This is a genomic window from Actinomadura soli, from assembly GCF_005889715.1.
Taxonomy (GTDB): Bacteria; Actinomycetota; Actinomycetes; order Streptosporangiales; family Streptosporangiaceae; genus Spirillospora; species Spirillospora soli.
In genome coordinates this window covers 40,687-64,597 of sequence record NZ_VCKW01000006.1, presented here as the reverse complement: position 1 = coordinate 64,597, position 23,911 = coordinate 40,687, and the positions used below count along the sequence as shown (strand labels likewise).

Annotated in this window: 15 protein-coding genes; 7 read left to right on the top strand and 8 right to left on the bottom strand. The window is 71.5% G+C overall.

Features of this window, described 5'->3' with window-relative positions:
• Positions 1-12 precede the first annotated feature (12 nt).
• Both ETD83_RS02455 and ETD83_RS02450 read left to right on the top strand, forming a co-directional pair.
• On the top strand, positions 13-2,919 hold the full coding sequence (locus ETD83_RS02455) for a serine/threonine-protein kinase (RefSeq protein ID WP_138643390.1): 2,907 nt from the start codon (positions 13-15) through the stop codon (positions 2,917-2,919).
• The gene (locus ETD83_RS02450) at positions 2,916-3,854 is read left to right on the top strand and encodes a hypothetical protein (RefSeq protein WP_138643389.1); all 939 of its coding nucleotides are present in this window, start codon (positions 2,916-2,918) and stop codon (positions 3,852-3,854) included. Before ETD83_RS02455 ends, ETD83_RS02450 begins: the two co-directional genes overlap by 4 nt.
• Positions 3,855-3,871: 17 nt before the next feature.
• Here ETD83_RS02450 and ETD83_RS02445 read toward each other — a convergent pair whose 3' ends face one another.
• Positions 3,872-4,699 carry a maleylpyruvate isomerase family mycothiol-dependent enzyme gene (locus ETD83_RS02445; RefSeq protein ID WP_138643388.1) on the bottom strand — a complete coding sequence of 276 codons (828 nt, stop codon included), beginning with the start codon at positions 4,697-4,699 and terminating at the stop codon, positions 3,872-3,874.
• Positions 4,696-5,241 carry an RNA polymerase sigma factor gene (locus ETD83_RS02440; RefSeq protein ID WP_205717449.1) on the bottom strand — a complete coding sequence of 182 codons (546 nt, stop codon included), beginning with the start codon at positions 5,239-5,241 and terminating at the stop codon, positions 4,696-4,698. The genes ETD83_RS02445 and ETD83_RS02440 overlap by 4 nt, the downstream gene beginning before the upstream one ends.
• Before the next feature lie 581 nt (positions 5,242-5,822).
• Here ETD83_RS02440 and ETD83_RS45820 point away from each other — a divergent pair.
• The gene (locus ETD83_RS45820) at positions 5,823-6,707 is read left to right on the top strand and encodes a DivIVA domain-containing protein (RefSeq protein ID WP_407921465.1); all 885 of its coding nucleotides are present in this window, start codon (positions 5,823-5,825) and stop codon (positions 6,705-6,707) included.
• Positions 6,708-6,746: 39 nt separating this feature from the next.
• Here ETD83_RS45820 and ETD83_RS02430 read toward each other — a convergent pair whose 3' ends face one another.
• A complete protein-coding gene (locus tag ETD83_RS02430) occupies positions 6,747-9,839 on the bottom strand; it encodes an NACHT domain-containing protein (RefSeq protein WP_171063981.1) in 3,093 nt (1,030 codons plus the stop codon).
• A 456-nt stretch (positions 9,840-10,295) separates the two neighbouring features.
• Between ETD83_RS02430 and ETD83_RS02425 the strand changes: the two genes are divergently transcribed.
• The gene (locus tag ETD83_RS02425) at positions 10,296-12,389 is read left to right on the top strand and encodes a tetratricopeptide repeat protein (RefSeq protein ID WP_138643386.1); all 2,094 of its coding nucleotides are present in this window, start codon (positions 10,296-10,298) and stop codon (positions 12,387-12,389) included.
• Here the strand turns inward: ETD83_RS02425 and ETD83_RS02420 are convergent.
• Positions 12,368-15,223: a CHAT domain-containing protein gene (locus tag ETD83_RS02420; protein ID WP_138643385.1), complete on the bottom strand. Its 2,856-nt coding sequence runs from the start codon at positions 15,221-15,223 to the stop codon at positions 12,368-12,370. The two genes, ETD83_RS02425 and ETD83_RS02420, sit on opposite strands and share 22 nt — an antisense overlap.
• A 92-nt stretch (positions 15,224-15,315) precedes the next feature.
• Here ETD83_RS02420 and ETD83_RS02415 point away from each other — a divergent pair, with 92 nt between their 5' ends.
• Both ETD83_RS02415 and ETD83_RS02410 read left to right on the top strand, forming a co-directional pair.
• Positions 15,316-15,636: a CATRA system-associated protein gene (locus ETD83_RS02415; protein ID WP_138643384.1), complete on the top strand. Its 321-nt coding sequence runs from the start codon at positions 15,316-15,318 to the stop codon at positions 15,634-15,636.
• Positions 15,626-17,182, top strand: coding sequence for a CATRA conflict system CASPASE/TPR repeat-associated protein (locus ETD83_RS02410; RefSeq protein ID WP_138643383.1), 1,557 nt, complete (start codon positions 15,626-15,628; stop codon positions 17,180-17,182). The genes ETD83_RS02415 and ETD83_RS02410 overlap by 11 nt, the downstream gene beginning before the upstream one ends.
• Here ETD83_RS02410 and ETD83_RS02405 read toward each other — a convergent pair.
• The 4 genes from ETD83_RS02405 to ETD83_RS02390 form a co-directional block, all read right to left on the bottom strand.
• Positions 17,162-17,779, bottom strand: coding sequence for a hypothetical protein (locus tag ETD83_RS02405; RefSeq protein ID WP_138643382.1), 618 nt, complete (start codon positions 17,777-17,779; stop codon positions 17,162-17,164). The two genes, ETD83_RS02410 and ETD83_RS02405, sit on opposite strands and share 21 nt — an antisense overlap.
• 62 nt (positions 17,780-17,841) lie before the next feature.
• Complete coding sequence (locus ETD83_RS02400) at positions 17,842-18,639, bottom strand: hypothetical protein (protein WP_138643381.1); 798 nt, start codon at positions 18,637-18,639, stop codon at positions 17,842-17,844.
• Positions 18,640-18,642: 3 nt separating this feature from the next.
• Entirely contained in the window at positions 18,643-19,782 is a 1,140-nt protein-coding gene (locus ETD83_RS02395) for a hypothetical protein (RefSeq protein WP_138643380.1), read from the bottom strand.
• Complete coding sequence (locus tag ETD83_RS02390; RefSeq protein WP_138643379.1) at positions 19,779-22,106, bottom strand: hypothetical protein; 2,328 nt, start codon at positions 22,104-22,106, stop codon at positions 19,779-19,781. The genes ETD83_RS02395 and ETD83_RS02390 overlap by 4 nt, the downstream gene beginning before the upstream one ends.
• A 456-nt stretch (positions 22,107-22,562) precedes the next feature.
• Between ETD83_RS02390 and ETD83_RS02385 the strand changes: the two genes are divergently transcribed.
• The gene (locus ETD83_RS02385; protein ID WP_138643378.1) at positions 22,563-23,909 is read left to right on the top strand and encodes an esterase/lipase family protein; all 1,347 of its coding nucleotides are present in this window, start codon (positions 22,563-22,565) and stop codon (positions 23,907-23,909) included.
• The last annotated feature ends 2 nt before the right edge of the window (positions 23,910-23,911 follow it).

Sequence of the window (23,911 nt, the reverse complement as noted above, 5' to 3'; positions counted from 1 at the left end):
GACGATGCCTCCATGGATCAGGGGCGTCTGCTCGGCGACCGCTACCGGCTCGACGTGCTCCTCGGGCAGGGCGGGATGGGCTCGGTGTGGCTCGCGCACGATGTCGTGCTCGGCCGCAACGTCGCGATCAAGAAGGTCGCGCATCCGCCGGGGCTCGACGACGGCGAGCAGGACGTCCTGAACGCGCGGACGTTCCGGGAGGCGCGGGCGTCGGCGCGGCTGCGCCATCCCGGGATCGTCTCCGTCTACGACGTCCTTGAGGTGTCCGGCCAGACCTGGATCGTCTCCGAGCTGATCGACGGCCGCTCGCTGCGGGACGTCCTGACGGAGCGCGGGCCGCTGCCGCCGTCCCAGGTGACGGAGGTTGCGCGCCAGCTGCTCGAAGCACTGCGGCACGCCCACGACGCCGGGCTCGTGCATCGCGACATCAAGCCCGGCAACGTCCTGCTCAGCGACACGGGCCGGGCCGTCCTGATCGACTTCGGGACCGCCCACATCGAACTCACCTCGATGACGGCACAGGCCGGGCCGGTCCTCGGCTCGCCCGCGTTCCTCCCACCCGAACTGATGGAGGGTGAACAGGCAGGTCCCGCCTCCGACCTGTGGTCGTTGGGCGCGACGCTGTACATGGCGGTCGAGGGGCGTTCACCCTACGAGCGCCACAGCGCCATTGCCACGGTGACCGCCGCCCTGACTGAGCCGGTCCCGCCGCCTCGCAACGCGGGTCCGCTGGCACGCGTCCTGGAGGGGCTGCTCAGACGCGATCCGGCTCAGCGGCCGAGCGCCGGCGAAGCGCTGTCGATGCTGGACGAGGCGATCAACGCCCCCGACTCCGGGCCTCCCCTCCCCACGCCGCGCGCCACCGTGACTCCGCTGACGGCGGAGGACGCGAGCGAGATCGGTCCCTACACGCTCATCGGCCGTCTGGGCCAAGGCGGGACGGGAGTCGTCTACAAGGCGCGCGACGGCGATGACCGTGACGTCGCCGTGCGGCTGTCGCGGCGCGACACGCGCTGGCGGCTCGACCCGGACGCCCGGAACGTGCAAGGCTCCGGTCTCGCCCGGGTCCTCGATACCGGCGTGTTCGAGGGGCGGGCGTACCTCGTCAACGAGTTCGTCGACGGCCTTTCCCTCCGGGACTACGTCGAGCGCCGCGGGCCGATGTCGGGCGGTCAGCTCGAACGGCTGGCCGTCGGGACCGCCACCGCGCTCACCGCACTGCACCGAGCTGGAGTGGTCCACCGCAACCTCAAGCCCGCGAACGTTCTCCTTGGGCGAGACGGCCCCCGCGTGGTCGACTACGGCATCGGACCGCCGGACGAGGAACCCGGCACCCTCTTCGGCGCCCCCGGCTACATGGCCCCCGAGCTGTTCCAGGGGGGCGCGCCGAGCCCGGCCACGGACGTCTTCGCCTGGGCGGTGACGATGGTGTTCGCCGCCACCGGACGCCGCCTGTTCGGCGGCACGGGGACGACGGAGATCGTCCAGGGCACCCTGCATGACGAGCCGGACCTGGCGGGGGTGCCCGAAGGCCCGTTGCGCGAGGTGCTGACCGCCTGCTTGGCCAAGGACCCGTCCCGCCGTCCGGCGACCGCCGACCTGGTGAGGAACCTCCTCGTAGGGCGGCGCAAAGCGAGGCCGGTCGTCGCCGGACGAGCGGACCTCGACCTGCCGCCCGTTTGGTCGGCCGACAGCGCCGCCGCCCCACCGCCGGGCTCCGCCCGGTCGGCGAAGACTCGGATCTCGCTCTGGTCGCCGGGGAGCACGGTGCCCGTTGCGCTGCTGGCCGCCGCGCTGGTGCTGCTCCTGGCCGTCCAGGCGGAGGCGGAGCAGGTCGAATTCGCGGGAGTGATCGCCGGGCTCGTGATCGGGGCGGTGGCGGTGTGCGGTGCGGCCTTCGTGACCGTGCGCGGAGCGGTGCGCTGGCTGCGGGCGCGGCGGGCGCTCGCGCCGCCGGGCGACGATGTCGCACGGGCCCGCGATCTCATCGCGCGAGGCCTGTACGCCGAGGCGGAGACCGTCCTGACGGACGTGGTGAAGGACGGGCGGCCTGCCGCACCCGAGGTCTACGGGAACCTGGCCGTGGCGCTCCTGGGGCTCGGCCGGCACTCGGAAGCCGAACGGCTCCTGAGCGAAACCCTGCGGCCGGGGAGCCGGGGAGCCGAGACCATTGATCTGGTCGTGGGGAGCAGGCTCGCGGCCAACCTGGCCGCCGTCCGGCACGAGGCGGGCTTCCCGGAGGCCGTCGACCAGTTGGAAGAGGCGCTGGCGGCGTCCGAGTCGCTGGCCGACTCCGGCGCGCGGACCGTCCCGGTGCGGAGCAACCTGTCCGCGGCCCTGCATGACGCGGGCCGCCTGGAGGAGGCCGAAGAGCATGCCTCCACGGCGCTGCGCGACGCGGTGGACGAGGGCGGCGACCGGTCTCCGGCGGCGTTGCGGGCGCGGGCCAATCTGGCCGCCGTCCGCCGCGACCTCGGGCACCCGGCCGAGGCCGTGGACCTGCTCCAGCGCACGTTCAAGGACGCCAAGCGCGTGCTCGGACGGCGCCACCCGCAGACCCTGACGATCCAGGCCAGCCTCGCCGCCCTCCTGCACGAGACCGGAGAGCACCGGGCGGCCGCGAAGCTGCTGCGGGACGTCGTCGACCGGCGGACCAAGGCGTTCGGCACCGCCCATCCGGCGACCTTGCAGGCCCGCACCAATCTGGGATTCCTGCACCTCGCCCAGCAGGACGTGACAGCGGCCCGGGAGGATTTCCGGCGTGTCCTGGCGGACGGAGACGGCGCGGGCGACGCGGACGCCGTCCTCACCCGCGCCCACGACGGCCTGTCGCAGGCACTCCTGGCACTGCCGTGGCCGCGCTCGTCGCGGGTACGCCTGCGACGGGCAAGCGTGACGATGGCACGGTGGCGCCGATGAGGCATCGCGCCCGTCCGCTCGTCAGCGGCCTCACCGTCGCGACCGCCACATCGTCCGCCGGGGTCGCGGTCAACGTCGCGACCGAGCACAACGCGAACGGGGTCGCCTGGGCGGTGGTCGCCGCGTGCACGCTCGTGCTCGGCGCCGTCACCGCCGCCGCCGACCACCTGCTCTCCCCCGCCGCCGAAGGGCCCCAGCCCCCGCCGGACCGCATGGCGGACGCCGAGCTGATCATCGAGTGCGAGGTCCGGCCGGACGGGTCCAGCGTCCGGCGCGTGGTCGCGTTCACCGAGAGCGCCGCCCGGGAGGCGCTCCGGTCGGCTCCCCTGCCCGCCGGGACGCGGTTCGAGATGGCTCCGCAGCGCACGCTCGCGGTCGCGCTGATCACCCGGCGGCGCTCCAACGGGATCGCGAGGCGGCTCGAGGCGGTCGGCGGCGACTATCCCGGGCTCCACGTCCGGCTGTGCATCGACGACGACGTGCAGCGCAGGCTGGACGGGCTCCGCTCCGCGCACGTGATCGTCCTCGACGACCACTGCAGCGCCGCGAACGGCCGCGGCCCGTCCCGGACGCTCGTCGGCGGCCTCGACCTGGGCGCGCTCCGCCATCCGGATGGGCGCGGCCTGCACGCCTTCCTGATCGTCCTGACCTGCCGGGACGGCGGCGACCACGAGCACACGGCCGCGCTGCGCCGCAGCCTGGACCACCCGGCGACGCTGCTGTCCTGCGCGGGCGCCGCGCCCCTGGAGCACCGGCCGGTGCTCCTCCCTGCACTGCTGGGCAGGATCGCCGAGCTGGCGGGCACGGCGGTGCGGGACGACGACGTCTGCAAGGCGGTCGACGAGGCGCTCGCGCACGCCCGGCGGGAGCGACCGCAGATGGATTGGGACCGATGGTCCGCGTCGGTCATCCGGCCCGAACCCGAGACGATGTGAGCGTGGCGCAGGAAGAGCTACGGGCCGGAGAAGGCCGAGGCGGCCGCCAGTACGTCGCGTGTGACGGCTGGATCGCCGCTGGTCTCCGCTTCGACGCTCGTGGGGTCGCGGCGTCCTCCGGCCAGAAAGCAGAACTCGACGACGTCCATCCGCACCTGCGCGGGCGGGTCGTCACCGGTCGCCGCCCTCCCCAGCGGGATCGTCCACTGCCCGCCGCCCGGGCCGTCCAGGATCAGCCGGAGCGTGCGGTCGGCGTGATCGCGGCCGGTCAGGGCGAGCGCCTTGGGCAGGCTCCTGACGCCGAGGTCGGCGATCGGGTACACGTGCTCGGCGGGGGGCTGCATCAGCGTGCGGCCCGTGCCCCGGGCGATGTCGTCGGCGTGGATCCAGGTCTCGAAGGCGCGTCCCGCGAAGTGATCGCTGAGGCGCAGCCGGCGGCCGCCCATCTCGACCCGGCGATCGGCGTCGGCCTCGCACAGGCCGTCGCACAGGGCGTCCGCCCGGCGCCGCCACGCCAGGCGCGCGTCCTGGGGAGGGGGGCAGCGGCTGAGCGCCTCGCGGGTCCGGTCGAGGACGTCGCAGGCGGACGAGCCGCGCCCCTCGATCGCCTCGGCGAGCAGCCCGTCGGTGGCGGCCAGGTGCACGACCAGGTCGCGCACGTCCCAGTCGTCGTTGGCCGCGACCACCGTCCACTCGGCCTCGCGCAGATCGGTCAGCAGGACGTCGAGCATGGCGACGATCGCGGCGTAGGGCCGGGCGAAGCCGGGCGCCGGGCGCGCGGGGGGACGGCGGGTCAGCGCCGTGCTGATCATGCGCGCGCGCAGGTCCAGCGGAGGTTCGGTCATGAGGTGCTGCCTTCCTCGGCCAGGGTGTCGGCGATGCTGCGCAGCCCGGTGCGGATCCGCGACTTGACGGTGCCTTCCGGTAACCCCAGTTCGGCGGCGGCCTGCCGGTAGGTCCGTCCGTGGTAGTAGGCGAGCTCGATCGCCTCGCGCAGGCGCTGCGGGAGGGCCGCCACCGCGTGCCGCACCCGCGCCCCCGTCTCGTCGGCGATGATCACGTCGATGATGGGCGCGGCCGGTTCGGGATTCCCGACCGCGTCCAGTAGTCGCCTCCGGCGCTCCTCCTTGCGGACCCAGTCGACCGCTCGCCGGTGGGCGAGCAGTGCCAGCCACGTCCGCAGGGTGCCCCGGCCCGGGTCGAAGGCGTAAGGGTGCTCCCACAGGTGGACGAACACGTCCTGCGTTATCTCTTCGGCGGCTTCACGGCTGCGTGTCACGCGTAACGCCAGCCGGTAGACCAAGGTCGAGCAATGGTCGTAGGTGTGCTGCAGGGCCGCGTCGTCTCCCGCCGCCAGTCGCTGCCTGAGCCGGATGTCCCCGTCCATCGAACCCTCTTCCTGCCCTGACGACATGGTTGCCGCAAATGAGGTTCGTTCGTCGCCGTGGACGGGATGGGTCATGGCCGGGTCCGGCCGTCCGGACGGCGCTCGCCCGGACGGCGCTCTCCCGGACGGCCACCACGCGCCGGGTGGCTCGCACGCGAAGCTGAGCAGGTCGGTCCGCTGCCTCACCTGCCCGCCGAGCGAGACGAACGGGGCGAACGAATGCGGCGCGGGCGGCGCCGTGGCGCGGCCATGTTGTTCCGTTCCATGCCGGTGTCCTCCATAGGCGCTGGTCGTAATGGTTTCGTAAGAACCCGGACGTCCGGATGTCGCGCGACCATGTGACCAGGGTCACATTCGCCGTCCGCGTCCGCCCCGCCGACCTGCCGCCCCTGATCAAGGGCCCGGTCACCGAGTTCGTCGCCCGGCTCCGGGAGGAGCCGGGCGGGGCCATCGGCGTGATGATCGCGACCTACCGCCCGGCCCGGGTTGCGCTATGCCGCAACGGGGTGTTGCACGAGTCGGCAACATGCGTGATGTGGTTTGGAGGGCACAAGAGGCGCTCTACGGCACATGATGGAGAAGTGACGCAGATCGTGCCCGAGCACTCCGTCCGGCTGAAGCCGTTGAGTCCGGAACTCGACCCGGTCGTCCAGGCGTGGGCGAACGAACTACGCGGCCTGTTCCTCGCCACCGGCCTGTCGATCAACCGGTTCGCGCTCCTGAACCCTCACATCGACAAAGGCACGATTTCCCGGTACCTGAACGGCAGGCGCGTCCCCCGTGAGCGGTGGTTCCTGGACAAACTCCTGGACGCCCAGGAGGAAGCGGGAAGGCCGTTGACGCCCGCCGTCCGCGAACACCTGGCCGACCTGCAAGTTCGCGCTCTGGAAATGGCGCACCCGCACGAGTACAAGATCCGCAAGGTCACCGACGAACTGCAACTGGCGGTCGCCAGCCAGCGAGAGGCCGAACGGCATGCCCGTGACCTGGAACAGCGGCTGGCGGAACGCATCCGGCAGGTGGACGAGCTCACCGCCGAACAGGGGCGGCTGCGCAACGCCTGGGCCAGCGAGCGCACCTACCTGCACGCGGTGCTCCAGCGTCTCGATCGGGAGATCACCGAACTCACCGCCCAGCTGAAACTGGCCCGGGATCGCGGGCTCCAAGCCGAGTACCGGTGCCAGCGACTCGAAGAAGTGCTGGATCTCCTGGACCCTCCTGATCAACCGGATGAGCACATTCATCACGCGGTGGTCAAGGCCGATGATCCCGTCACCTTCGAACCTGCCGTTCGCACGCTGGCCCTGGCCCAGCAAACCGCCGATCAGGCCATCGCCGACAGCCGCCGCGAGGCAGACGAAATCCTCATGATGGCGCGCAGGGAAGCCACCCAGATCCTCGACCTCGCCAGGACGCAAGCGGCTGCCTCCGCCAAGCACACCGATGAACAATTAGACGCCGGCTAGACGCGCGCCCGCCGTGCGGACCCGGGCATACGCACCGGTTCAGTTCTTGACCAGGACGAGAAGTCGGTCGGAGTCGGCCGCGCTGGCGTGGTCCCCACGCGGCGTGAGCGCGATAAGCGCACAGAGCAGGCCGCTGAGGTGCTGATTCAATTCCGGAAGACGGCGTGTGCTTGGCGCATCGACAAAGACCGCGAGGAGCAAGGTGGCGGCCAGGACCAGATCGCGCTGCTGGATTTGCCGACCGCGGTCCCACAGTGGCGCGGCCAGCGCTTGCGCGTTCTCGATGAGAAGCACGGACTCTTGTGGGCCGTACGTGTTCATGAGACTGAGGATCTGTTGGAACGTGGCCTCCGGATCGTTGACCGGTTCGTGCTCGCGGACGGTTGCCAAGGCCCTGGAGAGGGGCTGGTGGAAAACACCCCCGCTTTCCGCGCGGCTTCGTGGCCTTTGGTCGGACGCGGCAAAGGCGGACAGGACCGCGGCAAGCCGATTACAGGCATGGGCGACGTGCAAGACGACCCGTGTTTCAAACGTCGCCAGCCCGGCCCGGGCGAATTCCCGAGCAACCCTGAGGTCCATGTCGAGTGGAATCGCGGTGCCCGAGCTGTGGTCGTGGTCGTGGTCGGGGTCGCGGAGGACGGCGCGGCGAAGATCGCGTTCGAGACCGGGGGCGCGGTCGGTGGCGCGATTGAGGTCAAGGTCGAGGTAGAGGGCGAGGTTGAGGGCGCGTTCGTGATCGCGGTCGAGGTTGAGCGCGCGGCCCAGGTTGTGGGCGTTGTCGGAGCCGAGTTCGAGGCCGATTTCGGGGCCGAGGCTACGAGCGATGGCGGATGCGTTCCGGGCGAGGACGCGCCCGCTGTCGCCGCCGACGTCGAGGTTGAGGGCGCGGGCGAGAGTGATGGTGCGGGCGGAGAGGCCGTACTCGGCATGCTTGAGGGCCAGAGCGAGGTCGAGGGCGGTCAGTAATTGGTGATCGGGGCGGGTGAGGTCTCTGGGCCGGGCGTAAGTGAGGAGCTGGATGAAGCTGAGGCTTGAGCGACTGAAGAGAAGTCGGAAAAAGAGATGGGTGTGATCAAGAATAAGGTCGGAGTAGGCAGCGACCTTGCGGCTGGGGGGTAGGAGTGGGTGGTTCAGTAGAGGCGGGGAAAAGAGGTGTGGTTTGTTGTTCTTGCCTGCCCAGATCGCCGTGACGGGGAGCAGCGAGTTGGCGGCGGCCTGGTGCGCCTCCTCCGTTGTGGGCAGGCGATAGCTGGTTCCATCAGAGAAGTGGCTGTTCAGCCAGGTGAGAAACGGGTCGATGTCACGGGGCCACCAGTGCGTGGCCGGTGCGCGGTTGAGGGTCAGCGGGTCTGAGGTGTTCAGCTGGCCGGTGGACCGGTTCCAGAGATCTTGAGACACGGTGTTGACGCACAGCTGCACCCCGTTGTCGTTGAGCGTGCGAGTGTCATGGAGCTCCCGGGCCGCGGCAATACCGTTGAAGAGCTTGATTTCATTGGGATCGGTCGGAGTGACGGTGAGCATTTCGTCAAGTTGAGCGCGAAGGTCGGGCTCGAGTTCGAGTGCTTCGTCGGCGCACGCGTAGGCCAGGCTCAGCGAGGTGACGGTACGGGCGGCCAAACAGGCCTCGACGACGGGGCTGGCATCATTACGGGCCGCCCACAGAAGGGTGGTTTCACGCCACCAGGAGTCGCGCACTTTATCGATGAGGCGTTGACGGTGCGACGGGTGCTGCGGGACGAGCGCGGAGGCCAAGAACTCCTGCAGGGTCAGGTGGACGAATCCGTAGTGCCGATGCTGGCGTTCCACGAGCATGCCGCTACGGCGGGCATGGTCGAGGAAGGAATCGGCACTTAGCTCGGGTCCGGTGCGCTGAAGAATCCGGCGGATGGCACGGTGGGCGTCTTCGGCGGGGATGTCGCGGAGCGTGTGGCGCATCATGTGCCAGGCGAGCTCTTGGAGGATGCGTTCCTTCTGGTCCCCGCTGAGGTCTGTGGAATCCTTGAGCCCCTTGGCGCTCTGCCGCCGATGAAGAAGTACCTGGCACATCTCTTCGTAGAGCGCCACCCGGCTGCCAGGGAGCTGACCGCGATAGCGATGCACGCTGGCGATCATGGTGAGCAGCAGCGGGTTGGCGGCCAGGTCGTACAGTGCGGGGCTGGTACTGATCAGGTTGAACAGCTTCTCCGCGGACTCCGCGGCACCCCGGTCGATCTCCTGCTGGTCGCCTTCGTAGGCGCGACGGTCGATGGCGCGGTACCAGGCGCTGAGAAAGTCGCGGATCTGCTGGTAGGTGAAGCGTTGCACCTGCAGCACGTCAGCACGGGACAGCTGGTTGGGCTCATAACCGAGCGGACGGGAGGTCACCACGAACGAGTTGCCGGGGAACCGGCTGATCTGGTCGTCCACCCAGCTGATGACGCGCCACCGGTCGTCGGCATCGGCGACCTCGTCCAGGCCGTCCAGCAGCACCACGCACCGGCCGCTCTCCAGATGCTGGCGAAGCCACCCGGCGGGGACGACGCTGCGCAGCCCCCGGGCATCGACGGCGACCTGGGCCAGGTCCTCGGGCTCGGAGGCCAGGATCGCCGCGGCGTGCTCGCGCAGGTAGAGCAGGACCGGAATGCGGGGGCGCCAGAACTCCCGATGCCACGGCCACCGTCGCTGCTCGGCCATTTCCAACGCGGTGTAGCGGGCGAGAGTGGTCTTTCCTGATCCAGCGGCACCCAGGACCGCGAGGACGCACCCGGCCGTGAGGAACGACGACAGCTGGGCCCGGCGCCCGGGTGTGGGAGACGACGGGCCGGGGCCGATACCGCTGTCGGTCGTCGCGTCGGCGACGGTCCTCGGCCGGAGCATCACATCGACGTAGACCTGCCGGGTCCGCAGGACGAGATCGGCCTGGGTGACCAGGCCCATGGTCTCCATCTGTTCCACTGACAGGCGGACTCGTCGCAGGTAACGCCGCCGCGACACCTTGCCCCCGGCCGGACGCGGGTCGTCCCCTTCCATCGCGTCCTGGCGATCCAGCCAATGGTTGACCAGCTCCGCGCCGACCGCGACCCCGACCGCGATGCCCAGCGCCCGCCAATTCCATTTGCTGCCATTAAAGACCTGGTTGACCGCAACGGCCACTATCACCCCTCCTGCGACCGCCGTCACCACCCGCAGGGCCACCCGACGAACCGCCACCCGACCCGCCTTTCGCCGTTCGATCCGCTGCCTCTCCGATCTAACCCACAGGACACCGGCGCTGTCAGGCCGTTCACCCATGAACCAGGACAAGTCGACCTCGATCGCCGGGCAAGGCCCGACCTCACCGCCGCGAGGGCGCCCGCAGGAGACGAGAACAAAAAATGATGGCGATCACGAACCCGCAGCACCCAAGACAACCCCATTGGAAAAGGCGATAGTGATCGATTCGCCGCGCAGTGCGGCGATCTCCGGCCCGGCGCTTTCTGCGGCGCTTACCTTCGCGCTAGCGGTTTGGTTCTCTCGCCGGACGTCTGACCGAGTGTGGCAATCTACCTTTTGTTCCACGGGCCGGCGGCTAACGTAATCATCCAGATACCGGACCTGGCGGGAGCAGGCATGCGGCAACGGCGAGCCGGCTGGTACGGGCTGCTGGCGGTGAGCGCGGGGTTACTGGTCGCGGTCCCCGCGCTACTGGCCATCGCCAACGTCCAGGACTGGCGCGCGTTGGCCGCTGCGGCGGCGATCAGTCCCGTCGCGGCGCTGTTCGCCTGGGTGGGCAGGGATCGGCTCACAGCACTGGCGCAACACCGCGACGAGCAGGCCAAGCAGTTGGCCTCGGGGACCTTCACGCCGGGCGGGAGACTTCCCCGGGTCAGGGAGATCACTGACCCGATCGCGGTCGGCGTGCATCCCGCGCCGCTGCGCGACCCCACGGAAGACGGTGATCCGCTCAGCCGCGACCGGGTGCCGGTATATGTGCCGCGCGATATCGACCTCCGGCTCCGAGACGTGCTGAACCACTCCGGCTTCCTGTTGCTGGTCGGTGATTCCACGGCGGGAAAAACTAGGACCGCCTACGAGGCCATGAGAGCGACATTGCCGGACCACGTTTTCATCGCACCCGAGGGCAGGGACGGATTGTCCGCGGCCATCGAGGCCGCCGCGAAGATGCGACGATGCGTACTGTGGTTGAACGACATGGAACATTATCTGGGTTCCGAGGGGCTCACCCGCATGGCGATCACAGAGCTGCTCGCCGGGAACAATCACCACAGAATCATTTTGGCGACCCTCCGCGCCGCGGAAGAGAGCCGCCTCACCGGCGCCGAGACCGCTCCCGGAGAGGAAGGGCGCCAGCTCCAATATGACACCCAAGCGGTACTCGATCAGGCCGACCGCATTTTTCTCGAACGAAATTTCACGGGGACCGAGCGGGGCAGGGCTCGCGAGATGGCCGAGGAGGACCCACGAATAAGCGACGCTCTTGTCCACTCCGGCAGTTACGGGCTCGCTGAGTATCTCGCCTGCGGCCCGGAACTGTTGAGAGAGTGGGAGAACGCCTGGGCACGCGGTACTCACCCGCGCGGGGCGTCGCTGATCGAGGCCGCCATCGACTGCTGCCGGGCCGGCTACACCAGCCCGCTTCCCCGGGCTCTCCTCAGCGACTTGCACGTCGGCTATCTCAGCGAACGGGGTGGCGCACGCCTTCGCCCGGAGCCCGAGGACCGGGCATGGGAATGGGCCACCCGCCTACGCCCTTCGGGCAATGCCTTGCTGCATCCCGTCGGAAACGACACGTTCGAGGTTTTCGACTATCTCATCGACGTCGTCCAACGACGCACACCCGCCGGGCAGTACGTTCCGGAACGGACCCTCATCACCGCTTTGGCCTATGCGAGTCCGGCCGACAGCCTCAGCATTGCGGGCGCAGCCTATTCTCAGGGTCGCTATCAACTGGCGGAACATGCCCTGCGCCAGGCGACCGAACACGATCGGCACAGGCCCGATCATCCCGATGCCCTCGCGCGACGCAGCAACCTCGCTGCCCTGCTGCGCCGGCTCGGGCGGCTGGACGAAGCCGAACGAGAGGCGCGGGCGGTGCTGAACAGCCGCATCCAAGTACTGGGCCCCGAACACCCTCACACTCTTGCCAGCCGGAGCATCCTCGTCACCATTCTGCGCGATCTTGCGCGCTTCGAGGAAGCCGAGGAAGAGGGGCGGAGAGTGCTCAGCAGCCGCATACGGGTCTTGGGGGACCTGCACCGATCCTCCCTGGCCAGCCGCTGCATCCTCGCGACAGTGCTGGGCGAACTGGGGCGCCTGGAAGAGGCCAAACAGGAAGCGCAGGCGGCACTGAACGGCCGCATTCTGGTACTCGGCCCCGAACACCCTTACACCCTGGCCAGCCGCAGTAACCTCGCGATAATCATGAGCGGACTCGGCCAGATAGAGGAAGCCGAGCGAGAAGGGCGGGCCGCGCTGAACGGCCGCATCCAGATTCTTGGCCCCGAACACCCGGATACCCTCGCCAGCCGCAGTGTTCACTCCGTCGTGCTGTATCGGCTGGGGAGGCTGGAAGAAGCGGAGGAGGCGGGACGAACCGTGCTGGACGGCCGCACCCGGGTTCTCGGCGTCCACCACCCCGACACTCTGGCCAGCCAGGCCCAGCTCGACCTCATCCTCGACGCTCAGCGGCGCCCCGCCCCGTGATCGCCGAGGTGGACGAATGCCGCCCACTGGCTGGGGCGGTCCGTCCGGCGCGCCCGATGGTGGCGTACCGCCAGGTGCAGAGCGAGCGCCGTACGGTCGGGATGGACCCTCCCGTCTGTGACGATGCGGGGATAGACCCCGGCTGCGATCTTCGCGGCGACCCGCCCGCCGACCGGCCACAGGGTGCCGATGACGTGCCGCCAGCCCGCGTGGTTGAAGGCCGCCGCGATCGTCACGACCTCGTCGGGGATCAGGACGCCGCCCAGCGCCGTCCGGCATGCCGCGAGGAAGGCCAGCTCTCCGGGGTGACCGGCGCTGAGGCGCGGGACGGTCAGGATGCTGTCGCCCACCAGCAGGCCCCCTCGATGCGGGTGGGCGATGTCCTGGGTGGCATGGCCGGAGAAGTGCAGCACGCTGTGCGTTCGTGACGCCTTGTACACCGCGTCGGGCTCGACGTCCGGGTCGTAGAGCGGAGTGACGCTCCCTTCGGGGAGCAGTTCCGCCAGGAGCTCACGGTCTTTGCGCAGGCCGGTGACCGGCGGGTACCCGGCCGGTCCTGGTACCGCCAGATGCAGCACGCGGGGCGCCGGTCGCTCCCCGCCGGCCGGCGGGGCGGGGGCGGCCGACCGCAGCGTCGGGAGATAGGAGGAGACGACGCGGTCGAGCACGCTCTCCCCGTCGAGGTGGTGGCGTCCCGCGGCATGGAGCGGCAGGACGGTCAGCGGCCCCGTCGGGCACCACCAGACCCGGGGCCAGTCTCCCGCCGGCGCGCCGGTGTGGCCGAGTTCGGCGAGCACCGGCTCCGCCGCCGCGTCCCACAGCCAGCCGAGGATGTCGGCGATGGCCTGTTCCAGCCCCGGGAACTCCGCCAGGCCGCGCTGGTCGAACGCGTTGATGGTCGCCATGAAGCGGTTGGCGTTCTCGACGACCGCGTCCTCGCTGAGCTCCGGCAGCGGCACCGCCCGGACGTCGTCCGCGGTGACGATCAGGGCGTGGGAGCCCCAGACGCTGGCGTTGACCACCACGACCGGTCCGCCTCCGGCGGCGTGCTGGAGATCCGCGACGTCGGGGGCGTTCAGGAAGCCGGCGCCGAGCAGTTCACGGGCGCGGGCGAGCAGCTCGTCCCAGCGCTGGGCCAGGCGGAGCCGTTCGTCGGTGATCCGGGGGAGCCACGCAGCGCCCCCCTCGACGGCCGCGCCGACCTCCACCCGGTCGAGCGCGTCCCGCACGGAGACCATCTCGGCGGCGAGGCCGGGGTCGGCCGCCTCGATCATGGACAGGTCGCTGCGCAGTTCCAGCAGTTGCGCCCACTGCACGCCCCGTCCTTGCTCCAGGAGCCGCAGCGCCCGGCGCGGGTCTCCGGCCTGGACGGCGCACGCGGCGGCCTCCGCGGCGACCCAAGCGAACTCGGCCAGCAGTTCCCCCTTGCGCGGGGTGTCCAACCCGCGCCAGGCCAGCAGCGGCAGCAGCGAGATGAGCTCGGCGTATCCTTCGGCCGCGGTCGCCCAGCGATCTCCGAGCGACGCCGCGACGGCTCCCCACCGGCGTGCCGCACGGATCCGGACGCCCACCGCCGCGGTGGGGCTCGTCGCGGCGGCCCGCAACTGGACCAGCACTTCCCGCACGTCCCGGCTGTCCCTCGTGCGTTGGGACCTGTGGATCAGCAGCGAGGCGAGGTTCCAGCGGCGTGCGGCCTGGCCGGGGTGGCCGGACGGGAGCCGGTCCACCGACCGGCGCGTGACCTCGATGGCGCGATCGAGGTCGGCGGACGAGTCGAACACCAGGTGCCGGTAGGCCAGGACCCCGCCGAGGCAGTCGAGCAGGGCGGAATGGTCCGGGATCTCGGCGTCGGCCAGTTCCAGCGCCTCCTTCACCACGGCCTCCGCCGCGGTGATGTCCTCGGGGTTCTCGTGCGCCTCGTAGCGGGCGAGAAGCGCGTTGCCGAGGTTGCCGAGCCGTCCCGGCCGCTCGGGATGCCCGGCGGGGGTGGCGGTCACCGCCGACGAGGCGTAATGGACGGCCCGGTCGAGATCGTCGGACGCGCCGCCCGGCCCGGCCGTGCGCCGGTACTCGTACCTGCTCAGATGCACGCCCGAGAGCGAGGACATGTCGCCGGGCCGGTTCGGGTGCCGCGGCGGTGCGGCGTCCACGGCCTGCCGCAGCGCGTCGACGGCGCCGGTCAGGTCCGCCGGGTCGCCGTAGAGGTCGAAGCGGGCGCTCAACGCGGCACCGAGATTGGCCAGCACGCCCGGCCGGAATGGCGAATCCGCCGGAAACGCCTCGATCGCCTGCCGTTCGAGTTCGACGGCGCGATCGAGATCGGCGCGGACGCCCGTCTCCTCGAAGCGACTCCGCAGTGCGCTGCCGAGATTGGAGAGGTACTTCGGCCGCTCGCCGTTCCCGGCCGGGGTCGATTCCACCGCCAGCTCCGCGAGTTCGACACCCCGGTTCAGGTCGGCCCCGCCGCCTCTGCGGCCATGGCGGCTCAGCAGCGCCGCGCTCAGATTGGCCAGGATCGCGGATCGGGCGAGATGGCCGGAGAACGCCTCGCCCAGGGCCTGCTCCCCCGCCGCGACCGCGCCGTCGATGTCCTCGACGGCACCGCCGCGCTCAAAGCGCAGCCGCAGGGCGAAACAAAGGTCGCTCAGCATGTGCGGCCGGCCGAAAATCCCATCGGGGTTGTGCGGGGCATTGTCGAGCGCTTCGCGAAGGTGCTGGACGACGGCGTCCAGGACGGCGGGGTCGTCGTCGCTCTGGGCGCGCCACAGCCCCGCCTCGGCTCGCAGCGTACGGGCCACGCTGCCGGCGCCCTCGACCCATCGCCGAAATGTCACCCGGCCCACCTTTTTCCCGCGGTCGTCCAGGATAGGATACGTCGATAGCGCCCACTTGTGGGAGATCGGTCACGGCAGCGGAGGAATTGCATTTGTCGCCAACCGAAGCCGAAGAAGCCGCCGAACTGCTGGACATCTTGCGGGAGATGCGGGAATGGTCGATGTCCGGTCGGCGCTGGCGAGAGGTCGAGGCGGCGCTGGACATCGCGATTCGGGCACTGGCGGACGGCGACGTCGAATCATTGAGTGAAAGCGTCAAAACCGTCGAATCGGCCGACCCCACCCGGATGTTGCCGCTGGGCGAGGAGGGCGACGAAGGGACCATGACCGAACCGGTGCGCGAACGCGCCGAGGTACTCCGCGACCGGATCTCTGACATGCTCGCCCAGCCGGCCGACGACGATGACCGCTGAGCGGGGCCTGGTCGTCCACCTGTTCGCCAGGGTGGACGGCCCCCGCGCCACCGCCGCCGTTCAAGCGCTCCGCGAGGTCTGGCGAGCGTGCGCCGACGCGCTCGCGATGGGAGAGGCGGTCTCCAGGACGGGCCTTCCCACCGCGTTCCCGGCGGAGCCGCTCCACTCGTTGCCGGCCGGCCCCGTGGCCGCGATGCGCAACAGGGACGAGGGCGGCGGTGCCCGGCAGGCGCTGCTGACCCGTGACCACGAGGTCTGGATCCTTTCGGTGTCGCTGGACGCCGACCCGCCGGAGGGCACCGACCAGGCGGAGGGCGCCGACGCGTGGCGGCGGCTGCACGGCAGGTGGCGGTCCGCTGTCGGCCGGCTGCCCGACGACTTCCTGGGCGCGGTGTACCTCCACTGGGCCGAGGCCCGTGACACCGACCCCGGCAGGCTCCGGGAGGCCGTGCGCACGGCGGCGCCCGACGTGCCGTCCGCCACCGGATGGCACGAGCAGGACACGGTGACGTCGGCCGGGTGGAGGCTGTGGGAGATCTCGCCGCGGGTCGACACCCGCGCCGAACGGCATCTGCTGGCCGTCGCGCCCGCCGGCCGCAAGGCGGCTCTCAGCAGGTCGATCTGGATGGTGGGCGGCCCGGTTCCGGCCCCGGTCGTCCGGTACCTCCTCCACGCCGCGAAGGTGCGCTACCAGCTGAGGGTCTGGGACGGAGGCCGCGATCTCGCGCGGATCCGGCGGCGCGCCGAGCGGACCCTGAACGACGTCCTGCCGCTGGTCACCGAGGCGGCCGACGGCACCCGCCCCGCCGCGGACGACGACGCCCGCCTCACCGCGGCCGACCGGCGGCTGATCTCGTTGCAGGCCGACGAGGCCGGGCTGGCCGAAGCCCTCGCCGGGCTGCGCACCATGCGCCGCAGCGTGCAGATCGCGGCCGCCAACATGGCCACCTGGGCGGAGGTCTCAGGGCACGCCGCGCAACCGTACGGTCCGTTCCACGACGACCAGGGCCTGTCGGCGTGGCTGGTCCAGCGTCTCGACGACGACGAGTCCTACCTCACCGCCGCCCGGGACCGCGTGCACGAGGTCGGCGCCATCGCCGACCGGTTGCTGCGGAGGCGGCTCCATGAACGCGACGAGGCGGGACGGCGGCGGCACGAGATGTTCGGTCTCCTGCAGACCGCCGTGATCAGCAGCCTGCTGATGGCCCTGGCGGCGATCCAGTCCCTCGGGTTCAAGGTGCCGGTGCCGGGGCCGGTCAAACCCCCGATCGTCCTCCTGCTCGGCGGCATCGTCCTGGCCGCCTCGGCCGTCAGCGCGCGGCTGGCGTTCCCGGGGCACGGCCGCGCGGCGGGCCTGCTGGAACGCACTGGAACCGGTCTGATGCTGGCGGCCCTGGCCTGGCTGGTGCTGGCCTGGCTGTCGCCGGCGCTGCTCGGCGGGCTGGCCTCCCCGGCCGCGACGTGGCCGACCGCGGGGGCGGGATTCGTCATCGGCGCGGCCCTCCACGCCTACCTGCGCCGCCGGTCACCCTCCGGCGTCGTCTAGCAGCTCCCGGATCCTTCGGGCCTCGCTGGGACGGTCGATCTCGTCCAGCAGGGTGACCAGCTCCTCACCGAGTTCCCGCAGGTGCGGGTCCGTGAGGGGCCCGCCGGAGGTGGTGTGCCGCAGAGCGCCGAGGCCCTTCTCCGCCTCGGCACCACCCGAGTCGAACCGGCCGAGGCCCAGGTGCAGACGCGCCATCCGCCAGTGGCGCACGGCCTTCTCCACGGGGCCCCGGGCGGTGCGCCCCGCGAGCCGGTTCAGTTCCGGCGACACCGCGCGGACCAGCTCGTCGAGCCGGCCCAGGAGTTCGTCGCACTCGACCACGGCGGGCAGCACCTGCTCGTTCCGCAGGACCTGGATCCTCTTCCACTTCCGCCCGGCGATCACGGCGCTCACCCGGAACTCGCCGAAGCCGAACTTCAGCATCCCCTTCGGATCCACGTTGAGGGCCCGTTCCAGCAGTCCGCCGAGAGGGGACTGCTGGATCCGCGCCGCCTCGGGCCCGATGGGCTCAAGGTCGAACCGGCCTTCGATCCGGGCCTCGTCGGCCGTGCCGTACGGGGCGATGGTTCCGTGGAGGCGCGGCGGGGACACGGTCACCGATCCCGTCCACCAGAGGGCGCCGACCTGAACGTTCAGGCGGAACCACTCGTCCGGGCCGATCAGAGCAAGAGGATCGCCAGCACCGCCAGCGCGATCACCAGCGTGAGGCTCCCCGCCGCGATGATCGGCACGGGTCTCGGCGGGGCGCTCCGCCGTGGCGGGGCCGCCACGGCTCCCGGGACTTTTCCCAGCTCCACCACCCCGCCGATCTCCCCGTCCGCGAGCAGGATCGCGGTGTGACCGGGCAGCTCCGCCGCGGCGCGTCCGGCACCGGTGACGCTCGTCAGGGAGTGGGAGACGAACGCGTGCCCCTCGCGCCCTTCCGCCAGCGCCGCGACCCGGGCCAGGAACGCCGCGCGGGCGCCGGGATCGCCGAGCGGAGCCGCCCACGACCCCTCGCGGTCGGCGCCCTTCCCGTCCGGCTTCGTCTCCCACCCGGGCGCGGTGAGCAGGCGCTCCAGCAGGCCGCCGACCTCGGAGCCGTCCGCGTCGCCGGACAGGACCGCCTCGACCCTCCCGATGGGGAGCATCTCGTCCAGTTCCTTGCCGAGCCGCTCACGTCCGGCGGGGTCGAGCGCGGTGGCCGCCAGCCGCCCGGCCAGCGCAGGGTCCGCCTCCAGCGCGTCCACGACCAGGGTGTGCCGGATGCGGGTTCCGAGCACGTCGCGCCGGGACGAGGGCAACCCGCTGACCAGCATCCCCAGCGAGCCCTTCGCGCTCCTGGCGAGCACGGCCGGCTCCTCCAGGACGACCAGTTCGCGACCGCCGGGGGACCACCACGGGTCGGCCGGCGACGCGCCGACGAAGGCGTAGTCGAGGTCGCGCGGGATCCCGCGCGTCATCAGGTAGGGCCGCACCGGCTACCACACCTCCACGCGGTCGTCGGACGGCGACGCGACCAGCTTCTCGACGGCCTCGCGAAGCTGCTCCCGCTGCCGCTGCGCCCGCGCGATCTCCTGCTGGGTCCGCTGGCGCCCGGCCCGGTTCTCCCACACCTCGTTGCCGAGGTAGTAGCTGAGCGTGTTCAGGAACCCGCCCTTGGGCGCGGCCTTGCGCTCCAGCAGCCTGGTGTAGGCGCTGAGGCTCGCGTCGATGCTCTCGGTGGTCCGCCCGATCTCGGTGTCCAGGATGGCGCGGCACAGCTCCTGCATGATCGTCCCGGCGGCCTTCACGCTGATCGTCGGCGGACGCCCCCGGAACCGGTAGTGCCCGCGGAAGTCCAGCCCGCCGGACCCGAGCCGCAGCCATTCGGCCTCCATCAGCTCGACGCAGCCGTAGGTGTCGATCGGGGCGTAGACGACGTGGACCATCCGGTCCTTGCATTCGGCGGCGACGATCCGCAGGACCTCCTTGTACTTCTCGCGCACCAGCTTGCGCAGCCTGCCGGCCTCCTGCCCGGCGCCGCCGTTGTCGGAGAAGTACTTCTCGCACTTGAGCGGCGCCAGCAGCAGCACCGCCGGCTCCGCGGGGTGCTGGTTGCGGATCTTGGCCCACCGTTCGGCGACGGCCTCGACGTCCACCAGGCCGAGCAGCTCCGGGACGGCGGCACGCTGCGCCGGCGTCGACGCCTCCATCAGCACCGCCGCGTCGATCGGGAGCAGCAGCATGATGCTGTCCTTGATGTGGGCCTCGCAGCTCGGCCACTCCTTCCCCGCCTCGGGCGAGCGGGCGCGCATGTCCGGATCCAGCCACCCGCCGGGGTAGTCGAGGATGCGGAACGGGATCTCCAGCCCGACGTCGCCGTCGGCCTGGAGCTTGATCTCGTAGACGGACATGGCCTGGGTCCCGCCGAGCGCGGCCGCGTCGAACTCGCCGGCCTCGATCGCGCTGCGGAGGTGACCCTTCTGCCGGCGGACCCGGCTCGCCGTCGCCTCGTCCAGCGCGACGCTGACCGGCGTGCCCGCGAGAAGCTCGGCGGTGTCCGCCAGGATCGCCGTCAGCAGCGTCGTCTTGCCGACCCGGGACGGCCCGACGACCGCGGCCTTGAACGGTTCGCTCATCCCTGTGTCCCCCCGTGCGTGATGGTCGCCGTCCCGTGCGTGGTGGTCACCGCTTGCGTGGAGGTCGCCGGGTCGCGCAGCGTCTGCCTGAGCCGCGTCAGCGCGACCCGGACGCGCTGGACCCGGGCGGTGGCGGTGGCGGCCCCGGCGGCGTGCTCGTCCCAGAGCTGATCGCGGAACGCCTCGGCGATCCGCCGGAACTCGGTCTCGGAGGCGGCGGAGCGGATGAAGGTGTCCTCGAACTGCTCCCCGTAGGCGTGCAGGACCGCCGCGCTGACGTTGGGCTCGCCCGCGAGGACCTTGCCGGCGTCGTAGGCGGCTTGCCGGGCGAGCTGGGAGACCGCGACGAACAGCTCCGCCGCGCCCTCCGGGGTCCGCGGCACGGCCAGCATCGCGGCCAGCTCGGCGGCGTCGCCGCGTGACTGCGGCAGCAGGACCTCCAGCGCCCGGCGCACCTTGGGCAGGACCCGGGTGCGGTAGTCGAGCCGGACGTCCAGCACCAGGTCCAGCGACTCCCCGAGGACGGGGCAGGGCTCCGGCGACTCCCGGAACCGTTCGGCCAGGCCCTGCAGCGCGCGCTGCGGATCGTCGCCCTCCAGCAACCGGCCGAGCCGGGGCCCGAGCGCGTCGATCAGCTCGCCCCAGAACCGCTCGCGGCGCCGCGCCAGCAGGTCGTCGATCGCGCTGAACCTGCGGGAGACCTCCACCCGGATGCCGTTCAGGGCGCCCTCGGCGAAGGACGCGCTCGACTTGTGCAGGCGCATCTGCCCGAGCGCCCTGCCCGTCCACGCCTCCTCGCCCTCGCCGAACCCGTCGAGGATCCAGGCGCGGACGTCGTCGGCGACCTCCGTGACCCGGGCATGGAACTCCTCGTCCTCATACCCCTCGTCGGCGCGCCTGCGCAGCTCGTCCACCCATGCCTGAAGCGACTCGGCCACCTCCAGGCGCAGCGCCTCCGCGCGGGCGATCAGCTCCTCGGTGGCCGTCGGCGTCATGATCGACCGCAGCCGCGCCAGCGCGTCCTCCACGGCGGCGAGGACGTCCCGCCGCGCCGCCGCGCCGACCTCCAGCGCCCGGCCGATGGAGGCGGCGTCCATCCGCGGCAGGGCGGTCGCCAGATGGTCGAGCACCCCGGCGAGCACCCGGGTCCGGACCTCGGCGCGGTCCGCCCCGTCCACGTTGATCACGTTGTGGAAGCGGCCCTGGACGCCCTCGTTCAGCCGCTTGTCGATGTCGGCGTTGAGCGCGTCGATGTTGACCTGGTCGCAGCCGCCGGTGTTAACGACGATCGCCATGAAGTCGCGGACCGCGACGGCCCCGCCCGCGCGCCTGACCAGTTCCAGGGCCTGAGCGTCCTCGACCGACCAGAGGGCGCCCGTGTCGGTCGGGCGCTTGACCATCAGGACGAAGTCGACCTCGTTCTCCAGGCCCGCCAGATGGTGCTCCTCGGCGTGCGGGACGAGCTCTCCCAGCCCCGGCAGATCCACCAGGCCGAGCGCGACCACGTCCTCGATCGGGAACGGGCAGTGGATCAGGACGTCCCGCACCGCGAGGTAGCGGCGATCCGGCGCGGCGCCGGACCCGTCGTCCGGCGGCGGGTAGGAGACCCAGCCGCGCAGGTCGGCGAGGTCGGCCTGCCGCACGCCCCCGGTGAGGTGGCCGCGGAAGGTGCCCAGGGATTCGCGCATCTCGCGGAGCCGGGCGAGCATCGGGGCGAACTGCGGGTGGCCGCGCAGGCCGTTCTCCCGCGATTCGTCCGGCATCCCGTTTTCCGTGCCGTCCCCTACCAGATGGGCGGCGAATTCGTCCAGTGACCGCGGTCCCGAGGACAATCCCAGAACGGCGTGATAAGGGCCCAGCACCTCATCGCAGAAGGATTGTTCGGAATGCATGGTCAGCTGTGCGTCGGCGCGTGAAACCGAGTGGTGAATACGGCTGCGGACGGCGGTCACCGGCTGGCCGCGGCCCGTCGGAATCTGCTCGTCGGACAGGCCCGAAAGTGATTGCAGCAGCGTGCTCTTACCGTTGCGGGCACGGCCGCTGACGCCGATGTTCACCGTGCGGCGCCCGACCTTCGCACGCACGGCCGTCAAGGCGCCCAGCGCCCCGGCGGCCTGGGCGCTCAGGGCCGCGACGTCCATACCGGCGAGCGCGTCGGCCGCGGCCTGCCCCTCCTCGGCGGCTTCGCATTCCCGGATCGTCGCGGCCAGATCGTCCAGCATCCGCAGGACGCGTTCCCACTGCGAGATCTCCCGCTCGATGACCGGTACCTGCGCGCGCCTTGCCTCGATAACCGCATTAATGCGGTCGCCGACACCGTGCAAAGGTGCCTTCCCCTCCCCCGCCGGCCCGCCATCCGGACCCCGTTCGCGGCAAGTGTAAGTATGTCCCGGTCGGTCCGCGCCGATGACTTTTGACAAAATGGCCCGCTGTCACGATCCGGCCATGATCAACCAGTCCTCGCCGGCGAGGGCGCCCCCGTCCGCCGAGGCACCGGGCGAACGGGCGGGCCCATCGCCGGAGAAGTCATGGCCGACTTCGGTCGTCGCACTGCGCTTACTGACATATCGCGCGATCTTCCGATAAAAGTTTAGCTGGGTGTGCTCCTGCGGGACGGTCGAATCGCGATCATGGCGAAGGCGGGGGCGTAGTGGACATCTTTCGGGACGCCCGCTCACCCTGCGCGGACACCGGCGTGACGCGACCGCGAGAGCACGGTCTGCGGCCGCCGCACCGGCTGCCCGTACGGGGAGGGCAGTGACATCAGCGCTTACGACGCCGTGCTCATCGTGCCCGGCATCATGGGGTCCGAGCTCGTCGAGGACGAGAGCGGCAAGCAGCTCTGGGGCCTGCGGGATCCGCGCTGGTACGTCCAGGCGTGGACATCGGGGCGCTCGCTCGCCCGGCTCCGCCTGACCGACGAGGAGCGGGCGGGCCGCTACGGCCGCATCCGGCCGGGCGGCCTGCTGCGGTTCCCCGCCTTCGCGCCGCTGCTGCGCGGTTTCGAGCCCTACACCGACCTGGTCACCGGCCTGCGCAAGGTCTGCGCCGACCCGGCGGCGGTCGCGACGTTCCCGTACGACTGGCGGCTTCCGGTGGCGTACAACGCCGGCCTGCTCGCCAAGGCGGCGGACCGGCATCTGACCGGCTGGCGGGCGCATCCGGCCTGCGAAGCCGCCCGCCGGGCGAGTGCCGACCAGGGTCCCGCGCGGCTTGTCGTCGTCGCGCATTCGATGGGCGGCCTCCTCGCCCGGCAGCTCGGCCTGATCTCCGGCGCGGCCGACGACGTGCGCGCCACCGTGACGTTCGGCACGCCGTTCTCCGGTGCCCCGAAGGCGGCGCTGCTGCTGGCGGCGGGACGCGGCTCGCCGGCGCTGCCCGCGCGCCGGCTGCGTGAGCTGGCGGTCACCCTGCCCGGCGTCTACGACCTCCTGCCGACGTACCGGTGCGTCGACACCGGCGCCGACGCGCGGGCGCTGACCGCCTCGGACATCACCGGGATGGACGCGGACCCCGGCCTGTGGCAGGACTCGGCGCGCGACGCGGCGGACCGCGAGCAGGTCCTGCCGTCCGGCCACGTCCGGGTGGTGGGCACCGACCAGCCCACCGTCCAGGCGGTCACCCTGAAGGACGGCGTAGTGGCCGGGCACCGGTATACGTGCCGGCCGTCGGCGGACGGCGGCGTCGAGCGCGCCGACCGGAGGGGGGACGGCACGGTCCCCCGCGACTCCGCCTGGATCCGCGACAGCACGGGGCAGCCGCTCGCGCAGACCCACGGGGCGATGGCCCGCTGCGCGGAGGCGCTGGTGGTGGCGTCCGACGTCCTCGCCGACCGGGACACCGGGCCGTGGCAGGGCGAGACCCGGCTCGGCCTCGACGTGCCGGACGTCGTCCCGGCCGGCGAGCCGATCCCCTTCACCGTCACCGGGGCCGGCCATCCCGCGCGGGTCACGTGCCGGGTGACCGACGCGGAGACCGGCCGCCAGGCGGCGGCGCCGAAGCTGGAGCGGAGCGGCGACGGCCACCGGGCCGTCATCGGCGGGCGGCGACCCGGGCTGTACCGGCTCCGGGTGGCGGGAGGCGGCGCCAGCCCGGTGACGCAGCTCTTCCTGGTGAGCGGCGGCTGAGG